General features: G+C 68.5%; 22 protein-coding genes and 1 pseudogene. 12 read left to right on the top strand and 11 right to left on the bottom strand.

All coding sequences use genetic code 11. The annotated features are described in order from the left end of the window. Position 1: 1 nt before the first annotated feature. Positions 2-97 carry a hypothetical protein gene (locus tag NL114_RS21815; RefSeq protein WP_420028402.1) on the bottom strand — a complete coding sequence of 32 codons (96 nt, stop codon included), beginning with the start codon at positions 95-97 and terminating at the stop codon, positions 2-4. 351 nt (positions 98-448) lie between these two features. On the opposite strand from NL114_RS21815, the gene NL114_RS07540 reads away from it, so the two are divergent. After that, positions 449-841, top strand: coding sequence for a RidA family protein (locus tag NL114_RS07540; protein WP_254824175.1), 393 nt, complete (start codon positions 449-451; stop codon positions 839-841). A 49-nt stretch (positions 842-890) separates the two neighbouring features. Here NL114_RS07540 and NL114_RS07535 read toward each other — a convergent pair whose 3' ends face one another. The 4 genes from NL114_RS07535 to NL114_RS07520 form a co-directional block, all read right to left on the bottom strand. Next, on the bottom strand, positions 891-2,393 hold the full coding sequence (locus NL114_RS07535; protein WP_434084113.1) for an MATE family efflux transporter: 1,503 nt from the start codon (positions 2,391-2,393) through the stop codon (positions 891-893). Positions 2,394-2,663: 270 nt separating this feature from the next. Further along, positions 2,664-3,647 carry an OapC/ArvC family zinc-ribbon domain-containing protein gene (locus NL114_RS07530; protein WP_254824174.1) on the bottom strand — a complete coding sequence of 328 codons (984 nt, stop codon included), beginning with the start codon at positions 3,645-3,647 and terminating at the stop codon, positions 2,664-2,666. Between the two features lie 97 nt (positions 3,648-3,744). After that, a complete protein-coding gene (locus NL114_RS07525) occupies positions 3,745-4,161 on the bottom strand; it encodes a DUF2073 domain-containing protein (protein WP_254824173.1) in 417 nt (138 codons plus the stop codon). A 4-nt stretch (positions 4,162-4,165) separates the two neighbouring features. Continuing rightward, positions 4,166-4,795, bottom strand: coding sequence for an Era-like GTP-binding protein (locus NL114_RS07520; RefSeq protein ID WP_254824172.1), 630 nt, complete (start codon positions 4,793-4,795; stop codon positions 4,166-4,168). Between the two features lie 1,542 nt (positions 4,796-6,337). On the opposite strand from NL114_RS07520, the pseudogene NL114_RS07515 reads away from it, so the two are divergent. After that, positions 6,338-7,780, top strand: a pseudogene (locus NL114_RS07515) (Cdc6/Cdc18 family protein); the annotation flags it as partial. An 830-nt stretch (positions 7,781-8,610) separates the two neighbouring features. On the opposite strand, the gene NL114_RS07510 reads toward NL114_RS07515, so the two are convergent. Next, on the bottom strand, positions 8,611-9,579 hold the full coding sequence (locus NL114_RS07510; RefSeq protein WP_254824170.1) for a S26 family signal peptidase: 969 nt from the start codon (positions 9,577-9,579) through the stop codon (positions 8,611-8,613). Positions 9,580-9,679: 100 nt separating this feature from the next. Between NL114_RS07510 and NL114_RS07505 the strand changes: the two genes are divergently transcribed. Continuing rightward, a complete protein-coding gene (locus NL114_RS07505) occupies positions 9,680-11,440 on the top strand; it encodes a DNA-directed DNA polymerase II small subunit (RefSeq protein WP_254824169.1) in 1,761 nt (586 codons plus the stop codon). Between the two features lie 385 nt (positions 11,441-11,825). On the opposite strand, the gene NL114_RS07500 is transcribed toward NL114_RS07505, so the two are convergent. After that, positions 11,826-12,035, bottom strand: coding sequence for a hypothetical protein (locus tag NL114_RS07500; RefSeq protein WP_254824168.1), 210 nt, complete (start codon positions 12,033-12,035; stop codon positions 11,826-11,828). Between the two features lie 208 nt (positions 12,036-12,243). Then, positions 12,244-12,684, bottom strand: a complete 441-nt coding sequence (locus NL114_RS07495) for a hypothetical protein (RefSeq protein WP_254824167.1) — start codon at positions 12,682-12,684, stop codon at positions 12,244-12,246. 148 nt (positions 12,685-12,832) lie between these two features. Here NL114_RS07495 and NL114_RS07490 point away from each other — a divergent pair, with 148 nt between their 5' ends. The 4 genes from NL114_RS07490 (at position 12,833) to NL114_RS07475 (ending at position 17,732) form a co-directional block, all read left to right on the top strand. Continuing rightward, positions 12,833-14,575: an excinuclease ABC subunit C gene (locus NL114_RS07490; protein WP_254824690.1), complete on the top strand. Its 1,743-nt coding sequence runs from the start codon at positions 12,833-12,835 to the stop codon at positions 14,573-14,575. Between the two features lie 90 nt (positions 14,576-14,665). Next, the gene (locus tag NL114_RS07485) at positions 14,666-15,931 is read left to right on the top strand and encodes an SPFH domain-containing protein (protein ID WP_254824166.1); all 1,266 of its coding nucleotides are present in this window, start codon (positions 14,666-14,668) and stop codon (positions 15,929-15,931) included. 55 nt (positions 15,932-15,986) lie between these two features. Continuing rightward, positions 15,987-16,796, top strand: a complete 810-nt coding sequence (gene pheA, locus NL114_RS07480) for a prephenate dehydratase (protein ID WP_254824165.1) — start codon at positions 15,987-15,989, stop codon at positions 16,794-16,796. A gap of 240 nt (positions 16,797-17,036) precedes the next feature. After that, complete coding sequence (locus NL114_RS07475; RefSeq protein WP_254824164.1) at positions 17,037-17,732, top strand: Sjogren's syndrome/scleroderma autoantigen 1 family protein; 696 nt, start codon at positions 17,037-17,039, stop codon at positions 17,730-17,732. Between the two features lie 610 nt (positions 17,733-18,342). Here the strand turns inward: NL114_RS07475 and NL114_RS07470 are convergent. After that, positions 18,343-20,895, bottom strand: coding sequence for a DEAD/DEAH box helicase (locus NL114_RS07470; RefSeq protein ID WP_254824163.1), 2,553 nt, complete (start codon positions 20,893-20,895; stop codon positions 18,343-18,345). 220 nt (positions 20,896-21,115) lie between these two features. Here NL114_RS07470 and NL114_RS07465 point away from each other — a divergent pair, with 220 nt between their 5' ends. Further along, positions 21,116-21,337, top strand: a complete 222-nt coding sequence (locus NL114_RS07465; RefSeq protein WP_254824162.1) for a hypothetical protein — start codon at positions 21,116-21,118, stop codon at positions 21,335-21,337. A gap of 120 nt (positions 21,338-21,457) precedes the next feature. Here the strand turns inward: NL114_RS07465 and NL114_RS07460 are convergent, their stop codons facing one another. Further along, positions 21,458-22,045 carry a DUF7474 family protein gene (locus NL114_RS07460; RefSeq protein WP_254824161.1) on the bottom strand — a complete coding sequence of 196 codons (588 nt, stop codon included), beginning with the start codon at positions 22,043-22,045 and terminating at the stop codon, positions 21,458-21,460. 476 nt (positions 22,046-22,521) lie between these two features. On the opposite strand from NL114_RS07460, the gene NL114_RS07455 reads away from it, so the two are divergent. Further along, positions 22,522-23,298, top strand: coding sequence for a coenzyme F420-0:L-glutamate ligase (locus tag NL114_RS07455; protein ID WP_254824160.1), 777 nt, complete (start codon positions 22,522-22,524; stop codon positions 23,296-23,298). Between the two features lie 78 nt (positions 23,299-23,376). Then, the gene (locus NL114_RS07450; protein ID WP_254824159.1) at positions 23,377-24,366 is read left to right on the top strand and encodes a 5,10-methylenetetrahydromethanopterin reductase; all 990 of its coding nucleotides are present in this window, start codon (positions 23,377-23,379) and stop codon (positions 24,364-24,366) included. Positions 24,367-24,398: 32 nt separating this feature from the next. On the opposite strand, the gene NL114_RS07445 is transcribed toward NL114_RS07450, so the two are convergent. Then, the gene (locus tag NL114_RS07445; protein WP_254824158.1) at positions 24,399-24,617 is read right to left on the bottom strand and encodes a DUF8024 family protein; all 219 of its coding nucleotides are present in this window, start codon (positions 24,615-24,617) and stop codon (positions 24,399-24,401) included. Positions 24,618-24,719: 102 nt separating this feature from the next. Between NL114_RS07445 and NL114_RS07440 the strand changes: the two genes are divergently transcribed. After that, positions 24,720-25,052, top strand: coding sequence for a DUF7573 domain-containing protein (locus NL114_RS07440; RefSeq protein WP_254824157.1), 333 nt, complete (start codon positions 24,720-24,722; stop codon positions 25,050-25,052). Positions 25,053-25,256: 204 nt separating this feature from the next. Further along, a complete protein-coding gene (locus tag NL114_RS07435) occupies positions 25,257-26,222 on the top strand; it encodes an AAA family ATPase (protein ID WP_254824156.1) in 966 nt (321 codons plus the stop codon).

Below are 26,222 nucleotides of genomic sequence, written 5' to 3'. Positions count from 1 at the left end.
GTCAGGCCATGTACAGGCTCACGTAGACGACCGCCACCACCGCGAGGAACGCCGAGGCGCCGATGGTGCCCATGACGATCTTCGTCGCGTCGCTCATTGTCGGTGTTCCGACCGGCCACCATTTAAAAACTTCAGTTCGCGTCCGTCAGCGTGTCCCCGCGACCTGATTTATAAATCGCCCGTTCTCCACGGGAAACGGAGGGGTTGTATGAGTGTTACACACCGGCACGGCTCCCCTCGCAAGGTCGACCGTCCAGGCGACCACGAGATATCCGGCCACCGCGAGCTTCCCGACAGTCATGGCGCACCCAGCGATCGCGACACACCCTGTACCGCGACACGACCAGCACCGCGACGCACCCCGTACCGCGACACGACCAGCACCGCGATGCCCGTGTTGCGAGAGGCCGTGTGAGCATTGACGGTGGGCGGCCGCGACGGTGACGCCGTGACCCGAGAACGTGTCTCGTCGGGAACGGAGTGGGAGGCGACCGTCGGCTACTCGCGGGCCATCCGGGCGGATGGACGGGTCTCGGTGGCCGGAACGACCGCCACCGACGAGGATGGTGACCCCGTCGCGCCGGGGGACGCGTACGCCCAGACGGCCCACGCGCTGGGCCTCGTGGCCGATGCGCTCGACGAGGCTGGCGCCGGCGTCGAGGACGTGGTCCGAACGCGCCTGTTCGTGACCGACATCGACGACTGGGAGGCCGTCGGCCGCGCGCACGGGGAGATGTTCGGGGAGGTCCGACCGGCGACGACGATGGTCGAGGTCTCACGGCTGATTCACCCGGACCTCGTGGTGGAGGTCGAGGCCGAGGCCGTCGTGACGGAGGAATGAGCCGTCGAAACAGCGCGGATTTTCCAGCTACCGGGTCGTTCGTGGCGTCTCAATCACCACCGGCGCCGACACTCGCGGTCCGGGCGATGGCCTTCCAGCGCCCGGTCGCGAAGCGGACGGCGTTGACCCCGGCTCTGGCGTAGAGGTCGAGCAGGATGGCAGCGTAGATGGCGACAACGCCGAGTCCCTGGCCCGGCGCGAACGACAGCGGCCCGAGCGTGACCGCGTACCCGACCGGGAGCGCGAGGAACGCGACAGGGAGCCGGAGCCCGTATGTCCCGAACAGCGTGCCGTAGAACGGCCAGCGCGTGTCACCGGCCCCACGGAGCGCGCCGCGAGTGGTGCGGGAGACGGCGAACCCCGCGACGCCGAGGGCGAACACCCGGACGAACTCGGCGGTGAGCGCGACATCCTCGGTCCCGAACAGGGTCGCGATGGGGACGGCCAGCACCGCGAGGACGACGGCGGCGAGGAGCTGTGTGGCGAGCGCGACCCGGACGGTCGCCCAGCCGTCCCGGGTAGCGGTGTCCTCGTCACCCCCGCCGACGGCCTGCCCGACCAGCGTACTCGCGGCGGTGGCGTACCCCCACGCTGGCATCATCGCGAACAGCACGACCCGCCGCCCGACGGCGTACGCGGCGACGTACGGGGTCCCGAGGACCCCGAGAACGAAGAGGAAGGGGAACCGCCCGAAGGTGCGAGCGAGCCGGGTACCCGTGAGAGGGGTGGCGACGCGGACGATCTCTGCGACGAGGTCGCGGTCGAACTGCGGCCCGCCGAGGCGGACGCGAATCGGCCAGCGCCCGGAGAGGAAGATGGCCGCGAAGACGGCTGCTCCGGCGGTGTTGGCCACGGCCGTCGCGATGGCAGCACCCACCACGCCCAGGCGTGGCGCGGGACCGAGCCCGAACACGAGCACCGCGTTGAGGACGATGTTGGTCGGGAGGGTGATGAGCCGCACGTACATCGGCGTGCGCGTGTCCCCGACGCCGGCGAGCGCACGCGCGGCGATCATCGACCAGAAACGAGGGGCCATCGACAACATCACGATTCTGAGATACGACGCCCCGATCCGGGCCGTCTCCGCGTCGGGCGCGAGCAGGTCGAGGAGCGGCCGTGCGTAGAACCAGGCGACTGCGGTGAGTGGCAGGGCGATTCCGAGCGCCAACCAGACCGACTGCTTCACCGCGAGGTCGGCCCTGGCAGGTTCGTCCGCGCCCGTGAGCCTGGAGACGACGCTGATGGTGCCCGACGTGAGCGCCAGCGAGATGCCGAACGCGACGAAGTAGTACTGGAACCCCAGTTCGAGCGCGGCGATACCGACAGCACCGGTCGCGAGTCCGACGAAGACGAAGTCCGAGACCCGAAGTGCGACGCGAAGCCCGCCCGTCACCATCACGGGCAACGCGAGGTCGAATGCGCGGTCGGCCCGGTCACGCTCGACGAGCCCGAACCGTGCGAGGAGGGCCGGGAACCGCATCGCCACCGCCCGGAGTCGTGCCCCGAGGGCCCCGAGGAGTGCCGCCAGCCGGGAGAGCACACTCGTGAGCATCGACGCCAGCACGAGCGAGAACGTGAGCACGAGGACGACCGGCGGCGAGTCCCGGGGCGACACGGGCTATTTCAGGGGCCGCTTCCCCCTCGTTCTTCGGGTTCCGGTCCGCTGCGTGGACGAGTTCCACCGGAAATTGAGGGGTCGCGGGCGGCGGGGCGGTATCCGGGTGCTGGCAGCTGCCGCTCGGTGTGGACGCGGTGCTGGTCGTGGACGTGGTGCTGGTCGTGGATGATGACGAGGTGGAGAAGACGAACGGTCAACGAACGGTCAGGCGTCGCCGGGCTGCTCGCCGAGCCACTGCTCGGGGACCTGGATGACGTAGCGACCGTTCTCCTGCAGGGCGATGATGTACTCCTCGCGGTCGTACAGCTCCATCAGATTGAGCTCGTACTGCCCCGGCTCGAGGATCTTGATGGACTCGAACTGGTCGTTGAGCTGTTCACGGAGCTCGGAGATGTCGGGCTGGTCGCCGTCCGGTTCGCTGACGACGCGGCCCTCATCCGGCCCGTCGCCCGACGGACCGTCCGAGAGCCCTCCTGCGTCGCGGGCACCGCTCACTGGCCCCTCGGCCGCGTCGGCGGCTCCCATCCCGGGCTCGGTAGAAGCGGCGTCCGGGTCCATCGAGCCGCCGCCCTCGGCATCCGGTTCTGTCGAGGCGCCGCCCTCGGCATCCGGTTCTGTCGAGGCGCCGCCCTCGTCGGCTTCCCCGACTGCGCGAGCGGCCTCGCGGGCGTCCGCGTCGATGATGCCGTCGTCGTCGGGTTCGAGGTCGGACTGCTGGGCCTGGCCCTCCTCGCTCGGCCAGGTGGCGTTCGGGTCGGGAGCGGATCCGGCGGCCGTTCCGGCGGCCGTATCGCTGGTCGTTCGGGTTTCGCTACTGGGCTTGCTTCGGGCTTCGCTACCGCGCCTGTTTCGGGTTTCATCACCGGCCGTTCCCGGGGTCGTACCCGCCGACCCGGTGGCTCGACCCGGGTCCGTCGGTGGGGTTTCCGGGGGCCCCGCCGTCGAGTCCGGCTCGGAGTCATCGTCACTCGAGACGAGATCACGGACCTTCGTGGCGGCCCGGCCGACCGTGTTCGCGGCGGTCGACCCCTCCGGTTCGGGTGGGTCGGCATCCGGCGGGGTCTCGGGGATATCCGAACCCTTCGGGTGGAACTGGAAGGTGTTGCCGCCACAGTCCGGGCAGCCGCTCAACATCTCCTTGGAGCCGTCATCGAAGACGTGCCCGCACGTGGTACACTGGTGTGGCATCGGTCGTGGCGTGGTGGTCCGTGTGTTGGTGACGTCGCGTTCCGTGGTCCGTGGCTCCGTTCCGCTTGGGTGACTCCGGACCGTCTCGCCGGTCGCCTCAGCGGCGCCGGATGAGCGTCCGGATGAAGTTCTCGTCCTTGTGGAGCGTCTCGATGCGGTTCGCCGGGCCGATGACCGTCAGCTTCGACTCCTCGTTCTTGCCGAGAACACGGCCCAGGATTCCGGACGTGTCCCGCCTGCCGCCGGGGTAGGTCTCGATCTCGATACCGGTGAACCCGTTCCCCTCACTGCCGTCCGGCTGGATCTCGCCCATCGTCACCTCGATGAGCTTCGACTCCTCGTCGGGGTCGAGCCCGCGCTCGAGGATGACGATGTTGCCGTCCCTGACCCCATCCAGGATGAGCCGGATCTTCTCCATCGTCCGGAGCCCCTCCATCCGCTCGGCGCTGATCAGGTCGATCTGGACGCCGTCCATGGGGCTGTTGCCGTCGTCACCGGTGGTTAGCTCTGCCATACTATCACCTGAAGTACTCCGCGATCTTGTCGTAGACCTCGTCCATGTTGTCGCCCTCGAGGGCCGACAGCGGGACGGTCTCGTGCTGGGGGAACGCGTTCCGGATACGCTGGACGGAGGCGTCCTCCAGGTCGATCTTGTTGGCGAAAATCAGGACCGGGAGGTCCTGACTCTCGATGATACCGATCAGCATCGTGTTCACCTGCGTGAACGGGTCGGTCGTGGCGTCCAGCACGTAGATGACGCCGTCGACGTCCTCCCGGAGCCAGTGCATCGCCTCGGCGACGCCCTCGGTCGCCTCCCGCGACCGCCTGATGGCGTCGTCCTCCTCGATGTCGTGCTCGAGGAACTCGGTGTAGTCGACCTTGGTGGTCACACCTGGCGTGTCCACGATGTCGATGTTCACCGAGCTCCCGTTCCGTTTGATCTCGACGTTCTCTTTCCGACGCGCCCGGCGCGTCTCGTGCGGTACATGGCTCTCCGGGCCCACCGCGTCGCCCGTCCAATCACGGGCGATGCGGTTCGCCAGGGTGGTCTTCCCCGCGTTGGGGGGACCGTAGATGCCGATTCGCTTCGGCTCGTCGGCCGCGAAGAGCTCTGAAATGCTCGATCTGATGCTTGTGAGCAGACCCATCCTATCCTCCCGCACCCAGGCCCGATGGACCGGGGCGCTCTGCCGATACTGCCGAACCCGAACCACTTAAGTCTGCGTCAGACATATATAAATAACCAGATAGGATACTGGCGAAGACGGTCGATTTGAAGCCCAAGGCGGCCGTCTGACGCGCGTCATCCGATACTCTGTCAGATTTCATATAGTTCGGCGTCCGGGAGGATTCGGCGGCTGGGAAAGGCTCGGTGGTTGGCAGTAACTAGACGGGACGGACTCGCCCGGTCGCCCGATGCAGGTCGGCCCGCGAGCTGGCCTGGCGCAGACTGGTCAAGACTGGTCAAGACTGGTCAAGACTGAGCCCGTCCCGCATGGGACCCGTACACTCACGGTGACTCGTGTCGTGGGAGCCCGTCACGGGCAACCCCCCCACCCCTTCGTTTCGGGTGGAACGGGAATCGGGTGGGGGACGGGAGACTGCGGTAGCACGTTGTGTCCGGCCTCACAGTTGTCGAGAAAGCTCTAGAAGTGATATAGCTAGTCTAGAACGGTTTGGAGTGGATCTCATCCATCCAAACCGCTTTCTGCTAGTTCTACGGGTATCGTTGCACAATCTTTGATATAAAGGTTTCTAGTTCTAATAACCCTCCCCGGGACCCCACCCCACCGTCCTTCTCCGCTCCACCCGAAACGAAGGGGTGGGGGGGTTGCCTCCACTCCTTGCCCCTTCCCGTCACCCACCGCTCCGCCACCCACCGCTCCGCCACCCACCGCTCCGCCACCCACCGCTCCCCGACACTCCCAGTCGCGGCGCTGGTCGCCACGACAGCCACTGTCAGGGAATCCGGAGATCCGGAGACGCTATCCTCAGCTCACGTCCCGAAGCTGCCACGCTATCCGGAGCTTATCCGATAGCTATGAGTTACTCCATCCGATTCCGCTCGCCTCCACTCCACACTCACCACAACGTTTAAGATACTCACAACCACCCGTTCTCCTGCATCAACTGGAACCCCGATACGTTCCATCTGGGGTTATTCGGGCCGCTGACCGCGTCCAACGGCCCGAACGTGATGCCGCGCAGCGAACTTCCACCTGAAACTGGGGGCATCACGACACGCCGACGCGGGACAGAGAGACAGCATGACCGATACAGACGGACACGACGACCCGAAGGACCGGACATCGGAGCGGACCGAAGCGCGGGAGACGGAGGATGGGCAGCCCGGCTCGACCGAGGGGGAGGGGAAGGGGGAGGAGAAGGAGGAGGCGGTCGAGGAGGGAAGCGCCGTCGTGACGGACCGGCCGGATTCGGAGCCGTCGGCAGCCTCCGCGGCGTCGTCGGCAGCCTCCGAATCGTCCTCGCAGTCGACCACTGCCGAGGCGTCCTCCAGCGACGGCGCGCCGGACTCCCTCGATGGCTCCGTCGGTGCGCCCGACGACCTCTCTGCACCAGACGGCGCCTCCGTCCGCGGGGGCACCGGTTCCAGTGCGGGCGCGAGCCACGACGGCGCCGCAACCGACGCGAGCACCGAGGGTAGTGACGACACGCTCGGCGATGTGGACCTCGACCTCGACGAGATCGTCCTCGATGACGAGGGCGAGGACCCGGACGAGGCCTCGCGCGGCCTGTTCGACGACCTCCTCTCGGGCGAGCCCATCTTCGAGAACAAGGAGGTCCTCCGGCCCTCCTACACGCCCCACCGACTCCCCCACCGCGAGGAGCAGATCAACAACATGGCGACCATCCTCGTCACCGCGCTCCGCGGGGACACGCCCTCGAATATCCTTATCTACGGGAAGACGGGCACCGGCAAGACCGCGAGCGCGAAGTTCGTCAGTGAGGAACTCGAATCCACGAGTCAGAAGTACGAGGTCCCCTGTGAGGTCGAGTACATCAACTGCGAGGTGACCGACACGCAGTACCGCGTCCTCGCCCAGCTCGCCAACAAGTTCATCGAGAAGAACGAGCAGGTCGTCGAGGAGAAGCTGGCGGACCTCCGCGAGCTGGCCGATCGGACCGCCGACGAACCCACCCCGGATGTCCTCGCGGAGACGGAGTTCGCGACCCAGGAGGCGCTCGAGAGTCGTATCGAGGAGCTCGAAGCCGACCTCGACGGGCTCGAACCGGTCCCGATGACGGGGTGGCCGACCGACCGCGTCTACAGCGCCTTCTTCGACGCCGTCGACTACCACGAGCGCGTGGTCGTCATCATGCTGGACGAGATCGACAAGCTCGTCGAGAAGTCCGGCGACGACACGCTCTACAACCTCTCCCGGATGAACTCCGAACTGGAGAACTCCCGCATCTCCATCATGGGCATCTCGAACGACCTGAAGTTCACCGACTTCCTCGACCCCCGCGTCAAGTCGAGCCTCGGCGAGGAGGAGATCGTCTTCCCGCCGTACGACGCGACCCAGCTCCGGGACATCCTCCAGCAGCGCGCGGACGTCGCGTTCAAGCCCGAATCCCTCACCGAGGACGTCATCCCGCTCTGTGCCGCCTTCGCGGCACAGGAACACGGGGACGCCCGACGCGCACTCGACCTCCTCCGGACGGCAGGCGAGCTCGCCGAGCGCGACCGCACGGAGATGGTCAACGAGGAGCACGTCCGGCAGGCCCAGGAGAAGATTGAACTCGACCGCGTGGTCGAGGTCGTGCGCACGCTCCCCACCCAGTCGAAGCTCGTCCTCTACGCCACCACCCTGCTGGAGAAGAACGGCGTCCACAATATCAACACCGGCGAGGTGTTCAACATCTACAAGCGCCTCTGCCAGGAGATCGACGCCGACGTGCTGACCCAGCGCCGCGTCACCGACCTCATCTCCGAACTCGACATGCTGGGCATCGTGAACGCCGTCGTCGTCTCGAAGGGCCGCTACGGCCGGACGAAGGAGATCTCCCTCTCCGTGCCCATCGAGGAGACCGAAGCGGTCCTCCTGTCGGACTCGCGCATCGGCGAGGTCGAGGACGCCCAGCCGCTCGTCCAGACGCGGTTCGATAACTGACCTCGGCCGTCGGTTCGACGACCGGCTCGGCCCCTGTTCTCGGAACTGTCTAGGGTTCCGTTCTGGTGACTGTCTAGGGTTCCATCCTGGATCTCGCGGTCCTGGACGGTCACGTTCGCGGCCCGGACGGTCAGCAGGGTATCGTCCGCCCAGAGGCGGACGTTGCCGAGCCACGGGATGCGGAACTCGGCGGTCCCGACCACCCACTCGGGTCGGACGACGGGTGAGAGTCCCATCACCTGGTCGTACCGTGCGTTGGTCGCGGCGTTGTCGCCCTTCGTGATGAAGCCGGCGTGGGGCGCGGGGCACTGCGAGAGCTGGCCGCAGCTCTCTGCATCCCCGAGAGACGCCGGGTCGGCCTTGCCGTTGGCGACCCAGTTCTCGCTCTCGTTGACCCAGAAGCGGGCCCGGTGGATGATCGGGGTCCTGGCGGTATCCCCCCGCGGCCGGTAGATGACGACATCCCCGGGCGCGCCGAACGTCCGGTATCCGGTCTTGACGCCCGTGCGGGCCGGAACGACCCCGGTGTCAGCGTGGGCGCTCCCCGGCGGGAACCGGTGTTCCTCCACGACGAACACGAGGTCACCACGTTGCAGGTGGGGCTCCATCGACTCGGAGGTGACGGCGACCATCGGCGGCCAGAGGCCGCTGACGGCGAACAGCACCAGCCCGACGAGGAGAACGAGCCCGACGGTGGAGAGGACCTCGCGGAGGTAGACGACGACACCGGTGTCGGTCGAGAGGAACCAGCGAACCCGTTCCCGGAGCGTCTCGGGGCCGTCGTCGACCACGCTCACCCGCTCTGGGCGGTCGGCTGAATATCTTCCCCCTCAGCCCCAGCCACACTGCCCAGGGGTTCCGTTCGCTCCTCCGGGAGTTCCGTTCGCTCCTCCGGGAGTTCCGTTCGCCTTCACTCCGGTTCCGGCCGATGCAGTGCTCTCTGTCCCCGGCTCGAGAGCCGAGGCAGCACCCACCGTCCTCCGTTCGAGTGTGGCCTGCCCGGCCCAGAGGCGGATGTTGCCGAGCCACGGGATGCGGAACTCGGCGGTCCCGACCACCCACGCCGGTTTCACCGGCTCCGACAGGCCCGATACCTGGTCGTACCGGCCGTTCGCGTCGCCCTTCGTGATGAAGCCGGCGTGGGGTGCGGGGCACTGCGAGAGCTGACCACAGCTCTCGGCACCGCCGAGGTGTTCGGGCTGGGCCTTGCCGTTGGCGACCCAGTTCTCGCTCTCGTTGACCCAGAAGCGGGCCCGGTGGATGATCGGGGTCGTCAGGTCGTTCCCGTCCGGCTGGTAGACGATGACATCACCGGCCAGCTGGAACTTCGTGTAGCCGGTCCGCTGTCCCGTCTGGTAGGTCACGACCCCGGTGTCGTCGTAGGCCGCGGGCGCCGCGAGCCGGTGTTCCTCCATGACGAACACGAGATCGCCACGCTCCATGTGTGGGTTCATCGATCCCGACTCGACGGCGACCATCGGCGGCCAGAGGCCGCTCACCGCGAACAGCAGCAGGCCGACCAGCAACACGAGCGCGACGCTCGAGACGACCTCTCGGATGTAGACGACGGCTCCGTGGTCGGTGGAGAAGAACCACTTGACCCACTCGACCGGCGTCTCCGGCTCCGGATCGTCGGTGGTCCGTGGCGCGGTCCCGGGCGAGCCGTCGCCGGGCGAACTACCGGCCGGTCCGCTATCGCCGTCGGACCGGCGGTCCGGCGAGGTTCGGTGTTCGGCCGCATCGCCCGCTGAATCGGGGGTATCGGCCACATCACCGTCGCCCGAACCGGGGTCACTCATCACCCGGGGTTCCGCCCGACGGCGTTTCAACGTTCTGTTCGGGACCGCTTCGCTTGTCCTGGCCCGTAGCGTTTTTGCCCTCTCCCGGCCACCTGTTGCTGTGCCTCTCGAGGAGCCGGTTGCCGTCGCCCGCGCGCTCGCCAGCCACGGGTTCAACGCCGACCGCGAGGCGGTCACGCTGCTGGCCAACGCGCCGGACCCGAAAGCTGCCATCGCGCACCTCACCGACACAGGCCTCTCGGGAACCACTCGACTCACTGCGGCGGACGTCCGACCCGCCATCGAGGCGACGGCCGATGGGACTCCCGCCGGCGGGGGAGCCGGAACGGCCGACCGACCGGATACGACCGGGACGCCCCCGGCGGGCAACCGCGGGGCCACCGCGAGCGACGGCGGTGCTGCCGCCACGGCCGCGAACGCTCCCGAGGAGGAGCCGACGGCCGACTCTTCCAGCGGGGGGGACCCGACCGGTGACCTTTCCAGTAGGGGGAACACGACCGACGATACCGCCCGGACGGACCCCTCCGTTTCGACTGGAACAGATGGTGACAACGACCCTCTCTCGGCGCCTGAAGACGATACAACGGACGATATTCCAGTTGAAACAGAGGGGTCTGCTGTCGGAGGGCGCGACCCCTCCCTGCGTTCCATCGATATCAGCGGTGACATCACCGGTCGTTCGACCGGAACCGGCCGGTACGAGGATTTCGTCGCCGTCTTCCGTGACCGCTACGAGCGGCTATCGCGCCACCTGAAGGGGCGCGTCAACCACCGCTCGACGGACACACTCGGCAGCGCCGGGGACGGGGGCGGCGAGACCGGACTCGTGGGGATGGTCGCGGAGATCAACTCCACGAAGAGCGGCCACTGGATGATCGACCTGGAGGACCCTCGGGGGACGTTCCCGTGCCTCGTCATGAAGGACAAGGAGATCGCCGACCACGTGAACGAACTCCTGCTCGACGAGGTCATCGCCGTCGAGGGTTCCGTGAGCGGCGACGGCTCCATCCTCTTCGTCGACGACCTCCATTTCCCGGATATCCCCCGGACGTACCGGCCGAACACGGCCGACCGACCCGTCCGAGCGGCCCTCATCTCTGATGTCCACGTCGGCAGCCAGGAGTTCCTCGCCGACGCGTGGTCGCGTTTCGCCGACTGGCTCCACACCGAGGAGGCCGAACGCGTCGAGTACCTCTGTATCGCGGGGGACATGGTCGAGGGCGTCGGGGTCTACCCGGACCAGGACGAGGAACTGGACATCGTGGATATCTACGAGCAGTACGAGGCGTTCGCGGAGTACCTGAAGGAGGTGCCCGGTGACATGGAGATCATCATGATCCCGGGGAACCACGATGCCGTCCGCCTCGCCGAACCCCAGCCGGGCTTCGACGACGAACTCCGTGACATCATGGACGTCCACGACCCCCGCATCGTCGGGAACCCCTCCACCGTGACCATCGAGGGCGTCAACATCCTGATGTACCACGGCGTCTCGCTGGACGAGGTCATCGCCGAACTCCCGGAGGAGAAGGCCTCGTACGACGAGCCCCACAAGCCGATGTACCAGCTCCTGAAGAAGCGCCACGTCGCCCCCCAGTTCGGCGGCCACACCCGCCTCGCTCCCGAGGAGAAGGACTACCTCGTGATGGACGAGGTGCCGGATATCTTCCACACCGGCCACGTCCACAAGTTCGGCTACGGGAAGTACCGCAACGTCCTCGCGGTCAACACGGGTTGCTGGCAGGCGCAGACGGACTTCCAGCAGTCCGTCAACATCAATCCCGACACGGCGTACGCCCCCATCGTCGACCTCCACCGGCTGGACAAGCCGGACCCGATGACGATCTACGACTTCAACTAACGAGCTTTTTCCCGCTCGGGTTCGGCGGCGAAGCCGCCGAACCACTCGCGGCAAAGAACGTTCAGAAAAAAGGCCGCTCCTCGCGGCTTCGCCGCTCGGAGCGGTGAAACGCGCTCGCTTCGCTCGCGCGTATGCAGTGCCATGTTGTCAATTTCTATTCTGTATAATCGTATTATGGTGCTCTGATATAACGATATAGGCTGGTAAATCTATAAGAACTCATTTCGAATTCATATAGTGGACTCTGTTGAAACTCTCAACCGCTGATATATCGTTGGAGCCGTGCTGCATACAGCGCGCGAGTCGGTCAGGAGTGAACAATCCTATGACAAGAGGGAGCAATGAAGATTTGGATGAAAATTATCAATTTTTCCGCCTTTTTGAGTCATTCTGCCCTATTTCTGAACTTTTGAATCGATCTTATCGTAAGCCCGACGAATAATATAGATGCAACCGACCACTGCCACCACGTTACATCGCTTATCTCCCATCCATCGGGTTTGAACAACACTACTGCTGCGCAAAGTGCGACGAATGCCACATCGATAAACAGGAGGCCGAGGTTTCTGAGTCGATGGCCGATACCGTCCGACATGTGACTACCCTCACCGGGTGATTGTATTCAATATATTGCTGTGCATTATGTCCTGAGGCAATTGGCCCCTGGGTCGAGGTCCGGGGGAATCCGAGGGATTGATCTCGGAGATCTCCTTGGAGTTATTGAATCTATCCTCTGTATCGGTCACGCCGATGCTGTCAGCAGTTGAGGGTTTCAACAGGGCCCTATAGCGCTATCTGGATATTTACTGCTCTACTCGCGTCGGCTCGTGCCGGTAGCGCACCGTCGGCATCCCGTCGAACGTCGGGCCGCGCCCCTCGTGGCGGAAGCCGGCGGCCTCGGCGATGTCGCGCTTCTCGTCCTCGTTCTCCGCGACGAGCAGTTCGACCGGCATCCCCTCGCCGCGGGCGAACCGGAGCGGTTCGTCGAGCAGGCGCTCGCAGGCCTCGAGGGACCCCTCGAACTGAGTGATGTGTACGGCCCCGTTCTGGGCGTCGTAGCTCACGAAGCCGACGACCCGACTCGCTTCCCCCTCGAGGTCCAGGTCCTCGCCGTCCTCGTCCGGTGGCTCGACGGCCACCCGAACCGTCCGGTCGTGGACCAGGTTGCGCATCACGTCCGACGGCTGGCCGGTCAACTCGGCGAGCCGGTCGGCGTCGGCTTCGACGGCGTCCCGCACGTCCATACCGGGCGGTGGGCGTGCAGGTAGTTAAACCCCCGCACGGAGGGGCGCAGTCGCGCGGTTTTCCCGTCGGGCCGGGCTGGCGCCACGGTCGCTCCCGGCGTCCGCAGCCGACACCCACATGTCCGTCGCGCGCCGAGTCGTGGACAGCATGGACGCGGCCGCGGTCAGGGAACGCGCCGCCGACCTCCCGACGAGTCCCGGCGTCTACCAGTTCGAGGACGACGACGGAACCGTCCTCTACGTGGGGAAGGCTGTCGACCTGCGGAGCCGCGTGCGATCGTATGCTGACCCTCGCGGCGAGCGCATCCGGCGGATGGTCGAGCGTGCCGCGCGCGTGGACACCGCCGTCACGGACACGGAGACACAGGCACTCCTGCTGGAAGCGAACCTCATCAAACGCCACCAGCCTCGCTACAACGTCCGGCTGAAGGACGACAAGTCCTACCCCCTCGTCCAGCTCACGGACCACCAGTTCCCCCGTATCGAGGTGACACGGGATCCGGACCCCGATGCGACCGTCTACGGGCCGTACACGGAGATGGGCCGGGTCGAGACGGTCGTGAAGGCGCTCCGCGAGACGTACGGACTGCGGGGCTGCTCGGACCACAAGTTCGAGGGCCGGGACCGGCCCTGCCTCGATTACGAGATGGGGCTCTGTACGGCTCCCTGCACGGGAGAGATCGACGAGTCGGGCTACGGCGGCGATGTCGACGCGGTGCAACGCTTCTTCGAAGGCGAGACGGGTGTCCTCGCCGACCCGCTCCGGGACGCGATGGAGACCGCCGCGAACGAACAGGAGTTCGAGCGCGCGGCGAACCTCCGGGACCGCCTCGACGCGGTCGAGACGTTCCACGGCGGCGGTGGCGAGGCCGTCCACGCCGGCGACCGCGAGGAGCGCGCCGTCGACGTGCTCGGGGTCGCCATCTCGGGGGGTGACGCGACCGTCGCCCGACTCCACAGCGCCGACGGCAAGCTCGTCGACCGCGAGCGCCACTCGCTCGCGGCGCCGGAGGGCGAGGACCGCGTCGCGGCCGTTCTCTCGGCCTTCCTCACCCAGTACTACGCCGAACGCGAGCTGCCCGACGCGCTGCTCCTCTCGGAGCGGCCGGACGACGCCGACGTGACGGCGTGGCTCGAAGCCGAGGGCGTCGCCGTCCGCGTTCCCGGCGCGGGCCGGGAGGCGACACTCGTCGACCTCGCGCTGAAGAACGCCCGCTCGCGCGATGCCGGGCGCGACGAACTCGCGGCCCTGCGCGACGCGCTCTCGCTCGACCGCCGGCCCCGCCGCATCGAGGGGTTCGACGTGAGTCACGCGGGCGGGAAGGCCGTCGTCGGCTCGAACGTGACGTTCGTCGACGGCGAGGCCGACAAGTCGGACTACCGGCGCAAGCGCCTCGCCGACGAGAACGACGACTACGCGAACATGCGCCGGCTCGTCGCGTGGCGCGCCGAGCGCGCAGTTGAGGGCCGCGACGACCGACCGAACCCGGACCTGCTGCTCATCGACGGCGGCGAGGGGCAACTCGGCGCCGCGCAGGACGCGCTCGCCGAGACGGGCTGGGACGTGCCCGCCGTCGCGCTCGCGAAGGCCGAGGAACTCGTCGTCACGCCCGACGGGGTCCACGACTGGTCCGACGACGCCGCCCACCTCCACGTCCTCCAGCGGGTCCGCGACGAGGCCCACCGCTTCGCCGTCGCGTACCACCAGCAGGTCCGGGACGAGGTCTCGACGCCGCTGGACGATGTCGACGGCGTCGGTCCCGAGCTGCGCAAGCGCCTGCTCCGGCGGTTCGGCAGCGTCGAGGGGGTGCGCGCGGCCTCGCGCGAGGAACTCGCGAGCGTCGAGGGGGTCGGTCCGGATACGGCCGAGCGGGTCGACCGGGCGCTGTGAGGTGGCCGTCCGCACAGCACCCCTGGTTCGGGGTGCAGTTTCTCCGGTTCGGGGTGCAGTTTTATTGCCCGACGGGGCCAACCTGTCTCCATGTCCCGCTCGCGGTCCTCGTCCTCCAACTCGGGCTCCGGCGGTATCTTCTACGAACTCGGCAAGCTCACCGCCGAGGGCTCCGACCGGGAGAACGAGATGCCGGACCCCGGGGACGGCGCGGCGACGCTCGACGAGGGGCCGGGTGCCGGGCGGCTCGTCTACTTCGTCGTCCTCGCCGCCGTCATCCTCGGGCTCGCGATCGGCCAGCTGAACCTCACCCCGGGCCTGGTCATCGGGCTCGTCGCGCTGTGGATCGTCATCGCGGGCATCTCCTCGTCGGTCCAGATCGTGCAGGCCTACGAGAAGCGCGCGCTGACCGTCTTCGGCGCGTTCGAGCGCCTGCTCGACCCCGGCATCCACTTCGTCATCCCGTTCGTCTCCGACACGTACCAGTTCGACATGCGGACGGAGGCGCTGGACGTGCCGAGCCAGGAGGCCATCACGCGTGACAACTCCCCCGTGCGGGCGGACGCGGTGGTCTACATCCGCGTGATGAACGCCGAGCGCGCGTTCCTCGAGGTCGACGACTACCGGAACGCCACCCTCAACCTCGCACAGACCACCCTCCGGGCGGTCATCGGCGACATGGAGCTGGACGAGACGCTGAGCCAGCGCGAGCGCATCAACGAGCGCATCCAGGAGGAACTCGCCGGCCCGACCGACGAGTGGGGCGTCCGCGTCGAGGCCGTCGAGGTCCGCGAGGTCAAGCCCTCGCAGGTCGTCCAGGACGCGATGGAGCAGCAGACCGCCGCCGAGCGCCGTCGCCGCGCGATGATTCTCGAAGCCCAGGGTGAGCGCCGTTCCTCCGTCGAGCGCGCGGAGGGGGAGAAGCAGGCCAACATCATCCGCGCCGAGGGGTCCAAACAGTCGCAGGTCCTCGAGGCCCAGGGTGATGCCGTCGCGACCGTCCTCCGGGCCCGCGCGGCCGACTCGATGGGCGAGCGCGCGATCATCGAGAAAGGGATGGAGACGCTCCAGGGCATCGGCGCGGGCGAGTCGACGACGTTCGTCCTCCCGCAGGAACTCACCTCGCTCGTCGGGCGCTACGGGAAGCACCTCTCCGGGAGCGACGCGGGCGTCATCGATGTCGGCAATTCCCTGGAGGGCCGCGAGTTCGACGCCGAGGAGCGCGAGATGCTCGGGCTGGACGACATCGAGAACCTCGCGGCCGGCCGCGTCGGTGACGGTGCGAGGAACGGCCACGAGGTCGACATCGGGGACCCCGAGCCCGAGCCCGAGTCCGACCCCTCCGCCGACGACTGACCGGGCCCCCGGGCACCCGACGCGCTTTTGCCGGCGTCCCCTGTATCGCCGTTCGATGAGAGCGCTGACGCTGGGTCCCGCCGGGACGTACTCGCACCGCGCGACGCGAGCCATCGCGACCGACGAGGAGATCGAGTTCGCCGAATCCGTGACGGGTATCGTCGAGGGCGTCGCGGGCGGGGAGTTCCAGCGCGGCGTCATCCCCGTCGAGAACAGCATCGAGGGCTCCGTCTCGGAGTCGATGGACGCGCTGGCCGACCGGAACGTCGCCGTCGTCCGGGAGATAGTCACCCCGATCCGGCATGCGCTGCTCGCCCAGACCGGCGAGTTCGAGGTCGTCGCCAGCCACGCGCAGGCGCTGGCACAGTGTCGTGAGTACCTCGACCGGGAGTACCCGAACGCGACGCTGGAGGCGGTCGCCTCGACCTCGCAGGGTGTCGAGCGCGCCCGCGAGGACGCCAGCATCGCGGCGATCGGCCATCCGGACAACGGCGGCGATACCCTGCGCGTCCTGGCCGAGGACATCCAGGATCAGGACTCCAACACCACCCGGTTCGTCGTCATCGCGCCCCAGTCCGAGCGGAGCGACGCCGGCGGCAAGACCAGCATCGTCGTCTACCCCGGTAACGACTACCCCGGGCTCCTGCTGGAGCTGCTGGAGTGTTTCGCCGACCGCGATATCAACCTCTCGCGCATCGAGTCCCGTCCCTCCGGTCAGCGGCTGGGCGACTACGTCTTCCACATCGACTTCAACGCCGGCCTCTACGAGGACCGCTCGCAGGCCGCCCTCGAGGAACTGGAGGGTATCTGTGGGAAGGGCTGGGTGAAGGTGCTGGGCTCGTACGACACCGAGCACGCGCTCTAAACGAGCCCTTTTGACGCCGCGGGTGGCCTCGGCCGCCGAGGCCACCACTCGGCACAAAAAACGTTCGGAAGAAATGCCGCTGGCGACCGGAGGGAGCCAGCGGTGAAACGCGCTCGCTTCGTCGTCGGACTACGTCCGACTGCAAGCGGGACACGGGGTCCGGCCCTGCTCGCGCGTATGCAGCGACTGCGGAACGGACTATCCCCATACCTTTTGCGCGCTCGCGGGAAACTCACGGGCATGAGCGACGATTTCGACCGCGAGGAGGAGCGCCGGAAGCTCGAGGAGAAGTACGGCAAGGAGGCGGAGGACCGCGAGCAGACGGAGCGGCTGAGCGAGCTCCTGCTGAAGGGGGCGACGATGACCGACATCCACTGTCCGGAGTGTGGCGACCCCATCTTCCGCCACGAGGGGCGCCAGTTCTGCCCGTCCTGCCAGCGCGAGGTCGCCAGCGGCGACGGACAGCAGGCGACCGCCGGGCAGGCCGCCGCGCAGGACCCGCTGGCCGACGAGGGAGCCGAGTCCCAGCCGACTACGGACGGCCACGAGGAGATAGAGGTCGACACGCCCGCCCCCGACGCTGGGGATACGGAGAGCGAGTCCGAGCCGGCTGCCGAGGCGGAGGCGTCGGAGGCCCCGGAGACGGGAACCCAGCAGTCCACGCCGGGACAGCCCGACCCGTCGCCCGTGCAGGGCTCCGCACAGTCGACCGGTGGATCACAGTCGACCGGCGGCTCGCAGCCGAACGCCGCGCCGCAGGCGCCGACCGGTGGCGATGCGTCCGGTCTGATGCCCGCCCGCCAGCACCTCACCCGGACGGTCAACCGACTGGCCGAGCAGGCTGCCGCCGAGGAGGACCCCGGCCGCAAGCGGGAGTTCCTGGCGGCGACCCGGGAGGCCGCGGAGGCGCTGGAAGCGGTTCGGGATGCGGAATAATAGCTGATATTGGCAATTTGGTGGAGTATTCGGTTCTTTACTCGGAATATCTGTATGTTGAGGGTATACCACGTCCATAAATTGAGTGTTTCCGACGGCGTCCTCGCGCTCTCTCACGGCTGCCGCGACGACAGGAACACCTACGGAGTCCTCGCGCTCTCTCACGGCTGCCGCGACGACAGGAACACCTACGGAGTCCTCGCGCTCTCGACCCACGGGAAGACGTTCCTGCTCGGCCTTCGGCCTGCGCGGGCTGCGACTTCCCTGATTCGCGCCGTCGGCGCTCACCTCCGGGACTCGTTGCGCTCCTCGCTCCCTCCGGTCGCTGCGGTGCTTGCGTCGTCCGGGATGCATCGAGAGCGCTCGCCTTCCGGAAGACGTCGTCTTCCGACGTTCGCCTCGCTTCGCTCGGCTCACCTTCGATTCTGCCAGGGGGTTCTGTTTCGGGTCGAGAGACGAACGTGGTGGTTCCAGCGAGCCAGGGTGTCCCCACACCTCCCCGCGCGGGCGCCGGAGTTGCTCACCACGCTCCCTTCGGTCGCGGGTTCGCGAGTGAGGGCGCCCGCGCGCTTCCTGTACCCGGAACCGGCGGGCTATCTGCTTGATTCAATCACGAGGGGTCGTACTCGCCGCTCACGACCTCGCGGATCTGCGTCGCGGTCACGTCACCGACCCCGGAGACCGACTTCAGTTCGTCGGCGTCGGCGGTCATCACGGCCTCGACGCTGCCGAAGTGGTCCAGCAGCGCCCGGGCGGTGACGGGGCCGACCTCGGCGACCGAGGAGACGACGTACTCCTGCTGTTCGGCCAGCGTCTTCGAGGATTTCTCCCCGTGGACGCGGACCTCGCGGTCGTCGCGGTCCTGCTCGCGCCGGGCGATCACCTCCAGCAGGTCGGCGGTCTCGTCCGTGTCCCGGGTCTGGAGAACGCTCGCGCCGAAGTCCACGGCCAGCGAGGAGAGCGCGCCCCGGATGGCGTTCGGGTGGACGTTGCGCTTCTCGTAGAGGCGCTCCCCTTCGAGGATGACGACCGGGCGGGCGTAATGCCGGGCGGCGTCGCCGACCTGCTCGAACATCGAGCGGTCGTTGCCCAGCAGCGTATCGAGGAAGTCGTCGACGGACTTGCGCTCGACCGCGACGCGGTCCGAGAGGACGTAGTCGCCGACGGCGAGCGTTTCGAGTCGAGTGGTCACGCCCTCGCGTGTCGAGAGGTCGCGCGCGATATGCGAGTCGAGTTCGCGCTGGTCCGCGACGATCTCGATGTCCTCGGCATCGGGGTCGCCGCCGGCCGTGGCGACGAGGCCCTCGTCCGCCGGGTCGGTGCCATCCTCCTCGCTGTCATCCCCGTCGTCGGTCGCTCCATCGCTGTCGGCCCCGTCGGAGTCGCTCTCGCCCGCGAAGTCACCGAGCCCCGGCTGTCCGCCGTCCGACCCGCCGCTCCGGTCGTCGCTCGCGGTGTCCGCGTCCCTCCCGGTATCGGCCGTGCCGGACGCCCCCGTTTCGGGTGCGTCGCCGTCGCCGCTCGTGTCTTCCTCGCCCCCCGCGTCCGCGTCGCCGGCGTCTCCGTCGAAGGAGTCCAGCGACTGCTGTGAGTCGTCCAGTTCCGCCTCGATGTCCTGCTCGGCGCCCTTCAGCTTCCGGAGCTCCTCCTCCATCTTCTTCTCCTCGTTCTTGGAGATCCAGTAGAACGCCTCGTCGCGGGTGTCGTTGGCGATGAGGACGACGACCCGCCCCTCCTGTGCGCGGCCGGTCCGGCCCTTGCGCTGGATGGAGCGCACGCCCTTCGGGACGGGCTCGTAGAACAGCACCAGGTCGACATCGGGCACGTCCAGCCCCTCCTCGGCGACGCTGGTGGAGACGAGCACCTCGAACTCCCCGTTCCGGAAGGCGTCGAGGGTGTCCTTCTGCTCGGTCTGGGTCATCCCGTCGGAGCCCTCCTTGTCGCCCTGCCCGACGAACCGGCGCACGTCGAAGCTCTCGCTCAGGAACTCCGTGAGCGACTCGGCGGTGTCGCGGGACTCGGTGAACACGATGACGCGCTCGCCGTCCTGGATGCCGAGCGTCTCGGCGAGCAGGAGCCGGGTCTTCCGGAACTTCGGGTGGAGGTCGTCGAACGCCTCGGCCTTCCGCATCGCCTCTTTCACGCGCGGTTCGGAGACGAAGCGCTGGGCCGCCTTCGACGCGCCGGAGGACTGGGCGGCGTTACGCTGGCGCTCGAAGTAGCGCCGCAGGCTCTCGACGGACTGGGTTTCGACCAGTTCGACCGCCCGCCGGAGCTTCATGATCTCGGCGTGCGCGCTCATCCCCTCGTACCCCTCGGACTGGCCGTTGTTGATGAGTTCCTGCAGTTTCGCACGGATGGCGTTCAGCTGCTTCTGGGACATCGAGGGGTCCGTCGAGTTCGTCACGCCCAGTTGCTTGAGTTGCTCCAGCCGTTCGGCGATGACGTCGTTCAGCGCGTCCCGGATCGCCAGCACCTCGTCGGGCAGGTCGAGGTGGGTCCAGTCGACCTGCGTCTCGTAGGTGTGCTCGGCCACGTCGGCGTCGGCCTCGGTCATCACCTCCACGTCGTCGATGCCGAGGTTCCGGCAGACGACGAGTATCTCCTCCTCGTCGCCGCCCGGGGAGGCCGACATGCCGGTGACGAGCGGCCTGTCGGCGTCTGAGTGGTAGCGCTCGGCGATGTAGTTGTAGGCGTAGTCGCCGGTGGCGCGGTGGCACTCGTCGAAGGTGCAGTGGACGACGGAGGAGAGGTCGATGCGGTTGCCGACGAGGTCGTTCTCGATGACCTGCGGCGTGGCCATCACGACCCGGGCGTCGTTCCAGACCGCGGCGCGGTCGTCCGGGCTGACCTCGCCCGTGAACACGACGATCTCGTCGTCGGGAATCTCGAGGGCCTCGCGGTAGAACGCGGCGTGTTGCTCGACGAGTGGCTTCGTCGGTGCGAGCATCAGCGCCTTGCCCCCGTACTCCGCGAGCCGGTGTGCCGTGACGAGCAGCGAGACCGTCGTCTTCCCGAGGCCGGTGGGCAGGCAGACCAGCGTGTGGCCGTCGCATGAGGCATCGGCCAGCTGGGTCTGGTAGCTGCGGTCCTCTAGGAAGCCCGGCACCAGCAGTGGCCGGTCGAGGTAGTCGGGCCCGCCCTCGGCGTCCGTGGCCGCCATTACGCCGTCGTACCGCGTCCTCGTGGATAAGGGTTCGCTGGGCGGGGTGGAAGTGGAGTCGCCCCCGCTCGTCCGGGTTCCGGGCGCTCGCTCGTGGCTGGACCCCTCCGTTTCGTATGGAGCTACCGGACACGTCACCCGGATTCGGGAGCGGCCCTGCCCCACGCCGCCCCGCTCGCTCGACCGGGCCGGGTAAGTGGGACGCTCCCGAAGGCGAGGCATGGACGGCCGGACGGCAGTCGGCGGGTTGCTGGCGGGCTCGGGCCTGATGTTCGCGTACGTCGCCGTCCGTGCCGTGCGCCGTGGGGTGGCCGGCGACGCCGGGACCCCCGCACTCATCGCGCTCGGCGCTCTCACGCTGTTCACGCTCGCGATGGCAGCGCTCGGCGCCTCGCTCATCCTGCGCGGGCGACGGGAGGAACCCGGTGCCAGCAGCGAGTAGCCTCGACTACCGCCGTCGTCTCCGCCTGTCGCTGACGGCTCGCCTCACCGTCAACCCCGTCGGCCGATGACGGCTCGCCCCACCGTCAACCCCGGCGGTCGCTGACGGCTCGCCCCACCGTCAACCACGCCTGTCGATGACGGCTTTCGCCTCCTCGGCCGCCTGTTTCCAGCCGTAGCCGCGCTCGTAGACGTGTCGTTTGTCGTCGACGACCTCCTCGGGGGAACCCTCCTCCCAGCCGCCGCGGGCCCAGGATCCCGACTCGCGGAGCCACGCGATGACCTGCTCGCGGGTTTCGGGCCAGGAGAGCCCCACCATCTCGTAGTACGCGACGAGCGCGAAGACGCTGTGGTCGTGTGCGCCCGGGACGCTGCCGTGCTCGTAGATGGTCTTCAGGGGCTCGTGGGTCGGTTCCCGGACGAGTTCGGTGTACTCCGCGGCCGTGAGCAGCCGTAACGGTCCGTCGTCGTCCGTGACACGGCGCTCGGCGACGAGGCGGTCGAGCGCGTCGGCGTGCAGTCCGTCCCACTCGCCCGGAACCGCGTCGGGGAGCGACTCGTGCCCGACCGGTCGCCGCGAGAGGACCGAGAGGATGTCCACGTACGCGCGCTCGACGGCCGCACGGGTGATGCCGTCGTGCTCGCAGTCGGCGTCGTGGAGGTTGCTCGTGGTCCGACAGTCCGGACACGGGTACGCGAAGCGCGCCACTGGTGGTTCTGACCGGAGTGTGCGCTGGGGCGGGTATGAACGTGTCGGGAACCGTGTGGTGGTGACGGTGACGAGGACAGCTACGAGACTCCGCCGCCGATGACGGCCCGTTTCAGTCCCGCCCTGTTGCTGATTCGACCGAGCAACCGCTCTCTGGCCGGGAGCGCGTGCCGAGCGGCTTGCCCGCGAGTGCCGCGCGACCCGGGGAAGGGCAGGGGAACAGCATCCGTGGAACAGCCGATACCTGGCGGACTCGAAGGGCGAGCGATCTGCGCGGTGCCCGGCCGACGCAAGGACCGCAGGGAGCATCGCGACCGAGGACCGCAGCGAGGCCCGGCCCCGCAGAGCGCGAGGGCTTCGTAGGCGGTCCCGTCGCCGTCGCCGCCAGCACCGATATCACGAGCAAAGACCTACCCTCGCCGACTCGCCGGTATCGGCGCTCCTTATGTGTGCCCGCCACCGAGGAGATGCCACGTATGGAGGTGTTCGCGGTCGAGGGACTGCCGGAGATACGCGAGGGCGACGACCTCGCCGCGCTCGTCGACGAGCAGGTCGACCTCCGGCCGGACGACGTGGTCTGTGTGGCCAGCACCGTCGTCTCGAAGGCCGAGGGTCGCACCGCATCGCTCGACGACTTCCCGCCGAGCGACCGGGCCCGGCGCATCGCCGACCGGCTCGGGCGCATCCAGGGCGAGGAGAAGGACCCGCGCTTCGCGGAGGCCGTCCTCGCGGAGAGCGAGGAACTCCTCCTCGAAGCGCCGTTCATCCTCGCGGTCACGCAGTTCGGCCACATCACCGTGAACGCCGGTATCGACCGCTCGAACGTGCCGAACGGGGACCTGCTGTTGCTGCCGGAGGCGCCCAGCGCGAGCGCCGCGGCGCTCCGGGAGTCGCTCCCGGCCGACCGCGTCGTCGTCACGGACACGTCGGGGCGGCCGTTCCGCTACGGCCAGCGCGGCGTCGCGGTGGGGTGGGCCGGCCTCCCTGCCTCGCGGGACTGGCGCGGCGAACACGACCGCGACGGTCGGGAGCTGGAGGCAACCGTCCAGTCCGTCGTCGACGAACTCGCTGCCGCCGCGAACCTCGTGACCGGCGAGGGCGCGGGCGGGACGCCCGTCGCCGTCGTCCGGGACTTCGAGTTCGGCGACCACGCCGGCTCGGAGAACCTGTTCCGCTCGGAGGACGACGACGTGGTCCGGCAGGCACTCCGCGAGTGGAGCTTCGGCGGCGACTCGCACGACACGGACGCCTGACGATATTACTCGAGAACACCTGAACTACGGCACGAATCTACCGGAGATACCGAAAACATCGACAACCCACCGAAAACCATGCTCGGAATCGAACTCACGCCGGAACATCCGGTCGACCGCATCGCCGACCTCGGCGTCCGCGCGGCGGACGCGGGGTTCGACACCGCCTTCGTCTCCTCGCATTTCTTCAACCGCGACCCGTTCGTCGCCTGCGACCGCATCGCCCGCGCCACCGACATCCGGGTCGGTCCGGGCATCATCAACCCGTACGAGACCCATCCCGTCACGCTCGCGGCGCGCGTCGCGAGCCTCGACGAGGCCAGCGGCGGCCGCGCGGTGTACGGCGTCGGGCCGGGTGACCCCTCCGCGCTGCGCTCGCTCGGTCTGGACGAGGAGCGCGGCCTGCGCTCCGTGCTGGAGTCGTTCTCCGTCGCGCGCGACCTCTGGAGCGGCGAGACCGTCGACCACGACGGCACCTTCCAGGCCAGCGGCGCGGGCCTGAAGTTCGCCCCCCCGCAGGGGGGTGACATCCCGGTCTACGTGGGCGGCGAGGGCCCCCACATGTGCCGGATGGCCGGCAAACACGCCGACGGCCTGCTGTTCAACGGCTCGCACCCGGACGACCTCGCGTGGGCCCGCGACCGCGTCGACGAGGGCGCCGAGGGCCGGCCCGACCACCGTGGTGACGTGGACCTCGCCGCCTATGCCAGCATCTCCGTCGCCGAGGACGCCGACGCCGCCCGTGAACTGGCCGTCCAGCCGGTCGCGTTCATCGCCGCCGGCGCCGCGCCGCCGGTGCTCGACCGGCACGGTCTCGACGGTGACCGCGCCGAGCGCATCGGCGAGCACCTCTCGGCCGGCGACTTCTCCGCCGCGTTCGACGAGGTGACGCCCGCGATGGTCGACGCGTTCTGCATGGCCGGCACCCCCGAGACGGTGGCCGAGCGGATGGCCGGCGTTCTCGAGCACGCTGACTCGCTCGTGGTGGGCTCGCCGCTCGGTCCGGACCTCGAGACGGCCATCGAGCTGGCCGGCGCGGCCGCTTGCGAGGCGGGAATCCGGGAGTAGCTGGCGCGCGGAGAACGGACCCTCTCGCCGGTTCAGTTGCGCTCCTCGCCCCCCGGCGGGGAGCGGCCGCCGGGCACGAGCTGGCCCAGCTGCTCGACGACGGCGCCCAGCGAGAGGTAGCCCAGCATCGCCGAGGACCCGCCGACGAACAGCGCGCCCAGCAGGACGAGCACGAGCGTGATGGGGTCGCTCAGGACGTTGGTCACGACGAGGTCGATGGCCTCCGCGGGCGTGATACCGGTCTCTGCCATGGTCGGCCCTTCGACGCTCGGACCTTCAGTCTGTCCGTTGCCGGCCCGTAGCGGGGCGCCGGGCACCGTCAGGGCTAACGCCCCCGCGCCCCTCCCCCCGGTATGACCCGCGACGCCTCGCTCGACGAGTTCCTCGGTGGCGGGGACGAGGAGAGCGGGGGTGAAGCGACCGAGGACGAGGGGGCAGCGACCGAGCCAGCCGACCCGGTCGACGGGGCCGAGGAGCCGGCGGACGCCACCGAGACGGTCGACGAGTCACCAGCCGACGCCGACGGTGACGAGGCCCCGCCGCTCGCACCCGCCGCCGTCGACCCGGCGCACTCGACCTACGACTGGTCGCCCGACGGCGCCGAGTGCGCCGACTGCGGCGCGACCGTCGAGGCGCGCTGGCGCGATGAGTCGGGGCTGGTCTGTCCGGACTGCAAGGAGTGGTAGCCGCCGTGTCGTGTCGGCACGCCTGACGACTGCCCGCTATATAGCCCACAATACGTCCACAGCGAGTGCCCACACCCAGCAGAGTTACAAGCGTCCCGACCGTCCCTGTGGCACAATGACAGTCGGGGAGCCATCGAGCGAGCGGCCCCGTGGGGACGGGCAAGACACTTACCGCAACCACCACCAGCGACTCCCGAGGTCCCAATGAGCGAGTCACCCTCCACTGCCGACACCCCGCTCGATGCCGAGCCGAGCGTGGAGTCGGCCGGCGACACCGCCCGTGCGGTCATCGATAACGTCGAACAGGTCATCGTCGGGCACCATGACGCCATCGAGCACCTCATCTGTGCCTTCCTCGGTCGGGGCCACGTCCTGCTGGAGGACGTGCCCGGCGTCGGGAAGACGATGCTGGCGCGCTCGGTCGCGCGGTCGTTCGAGTGCGACTTCAAGCGCGTCCAGTTCACGCCCGACCTCCTGCCTACGGACATCACGGGCGTCAACATCTACAACCAGCAGACCGGCGAGTTCGAGTTCCGCCCGGGCCCCATCTTCGCCAACGTCGTGCTCGGCGACGAGATCAACCGGGCGCCCCCGAAGACCCAGTCCGCGCTGCTGGAGGCGATGGAGGAGCAGCAGGTGACCGTCGACGGGGAGTCGTACCCGGTCCCGTCGCCGTTCACGGTCGTCGCGACGCAGAACAGCGTCGAGCGCGACCGCACCTACGACCTGCCCGCGGCCGAGCTGGACCGGTTCATGGTCCAGCTCTCGCTGGGCTACCCCGACGAGGCAGACGAGGCCGCCCTCCTCGGACAGATCGTCGGCGACCACCCCATCGAGGAGCTCCAGCCGGTCGCGACGACCGATGACCTGCTGGCGGCCCGGGAGGCGACCGCGCAGGTCGCCGTCGAGAAACCCCTCCGCGAGTACGTCACGCGGCTGGCGCGCTACACCCGCGAGCACGCGCAGCTGGGTGTGAGCCCCCGCGGTGCCATCTCGCTCCTGCGCGCGGGTCAGGCCCGCGCCGTCCTCGACGGGCGCGACTACGTCATTCCGGACGACGTGCAGGCCGAGGCCCAGGTCGTGATGGCCCACCGCATCCGGCGGAGCGCCGGCGAGGGGACGGGCACCGAGCTCGTCGCCGAGGCACTCGACGCCGTCCCGGTCGAGTGA

Origin of the sequence: Haloglomus halophilum (assembly GCF_024298885.1) — an archaeon.
Taxonomy (GTDB): Archaea; Halobacteriota; Halobacteria; order Halobacteriales; family Haloarculaceae; genus Haloglomus; species Haloglomus halophilum.
This window is presented reverse-complemented; position numbering and strand designations above follow the sequence as displayed.